Annotated in this window: 1 protein-coding gene and 1 pseudogene; one reads left to right on the forward strand and one right to left on the reverse strand. The window is 72.8% G+C overall.

Going from position 1 to position 1,649, the window contains the following annotated elements; all coding sequences use genetic code 11:
* The coding region (locus ACJA3G_RS36505) for an AMP-binding protein (RefSeq protein WP_406557314.1) at nt 1-1,129 on the reverse strand (1,129 nt) is incomplete at its 3' end.
* Nucleotides 1,130-1,257: 128 nt separating this feature from the next.
* Between ACJA3G_RS36505 and ACJA3G_RS36510 the strand changes: the two are divergent.
* Nucleotides 1,258-1,649, forward strand: a pseudogene (locus ACJA3G_RS36510) (lipid-transfer protein); the annotation flags it as partial.

Below are 1,649 nucleotides of genomic sequence, written 5' to 3' on the forward strand. Positions count from 1 at the left end.
CCCGTACCTCCGTACCCGGTATCGCCCGTCCCGACGTGCCCGCGATCACCTCCACCGGGTCCCCGCGCCGGCACATCGTGACGATGCCGCTCGCCTCGGACAGCCCGTACGCCGTCAGCACCGTCCCGATCCCCAGCTCCGTCCGCAGCCGCTCGACGAGCCGCAGCGGGACGACGGCCGCGCCGGTCACCACGAGCCGGAGCGCGGACAGGTCGTGGGCCGCGCGCGCCGGATGGTCGAGGAGGGACTGATGGAGGGTGGGCGGGCCGGGGAGTACGGAGATGCGCTCGGCCGCGATGTTCGCCAGGACCGTCTCGACGTCGAAGACCGGCTGCGGCACCATCACCGCCCCCCGCATCAGACAGGCGATGATCCCCGCCTTGTACCCGAAGGTGTGGAAGAAGGGGTTCACGATCAGATAGCGGTCACCCTCCCGCAGCCCGGCCAGCTCGCTCCACAGGGCGTACCCCCGCAGCGTCTGCGCGTGAGTGATCACCGCGCCCTTGGGCCGGCCCGTCGTGCCGGAGGTGAAGACGATGTCCGAGGGGGCCGAGGACTCCACCGAGTCCGCCCGCTCCCGTACCTCCTCCGCCGGTACGCCCTCGCCGCCCGCCAGGAAGTCCTTCCAGGTCCGGAAGGACTCCGGCGCGTCCTGCGCCAGCACCACCACCTGCTCCAGATGCGGCAGCCCCGGCAGCGGCCCGCCGCCGTCCCCCTCGGCGGCGGCGCTGCGCAGGGTGGCGACGTACGACGTGCCCAGGAACGTCCCCGTCACGAAGAGCAGCCTCGCCCGGCTGCGGCGCAGGACGTACGCCGCCTCGGAGCCCTTGAACCGCGTGTTCAGCGGGACGAGCACCGCCCCGGCCGTGACCGCGCCGAGCGCGGAGACGATCCAGTCCAGGGTGTTGGGCGCCCACACCGCGACCCGGTCGCCGCTCTCGACCCCGGCCGCCATACAGGCCGCCGCCGCCCGCTCCACCCGCTCGCCCAGCTCCGCGTACGAGACGCGGACGCGGCCCTCGACGACGGCCTCCCGCTCCCCGTACCGCTCGGCGGCGGCGCGCACGAGCCCGGGGACCGAGCCCCACTCCAGGTCACCCCGTACGTCCGCCCGTATGTCCGCCCCCATGGCAAGCCCTTTCGCCGACGGTAGCCGTGCACAGTAGCTGACTGCCCGTCAGATTAGCTGTACCCTTCCACGCTGTCAGCAGCAACAGCGGCAATGGCACACGGCGTTTGCGGAGGTGGCGGGTGTCGATGCTCAAGGACGCGACGGCGATAGCGGGCATAGGCCAGACGGAGTTCGCCCGCCGGCTGGGCGACTCCGAGAAGAAGTTGGCCTGCCGGGCCATCCTCGCCGCGCTCGACGACGCCGGAATCCCTCCCGGTGAGGTGGACGGCTTCGCCTCGTACACGATGGAGGAGACCGACGAGGTGGAGATCGCCAAGTCGATCGGCGCCGGCGACGTCACCTTCTTCGGGAAGGTCGGCTTCGGCGGCGGCGGTTCGTGCGCCACCGTCGCCCATCTCGCCGCGGCCGTCGCCACCGGCCAGGCCACCGTCGGAGTCGCCTGGCGCTCGCGCAAACGCGGCAGCGGCCCGCGCCCCTGGACCAACACCACCGTCCAGCTCCCCACCCCCGCCCAGTG

It is taken from the genome of Streptomyces sp. YS-3, assembly GCF_045257485.1.
GTDB lineage: Bacteria > Actinomycetota > Actinomycetes > Streptomycetales > Streptomycetaceae > Streptomyces.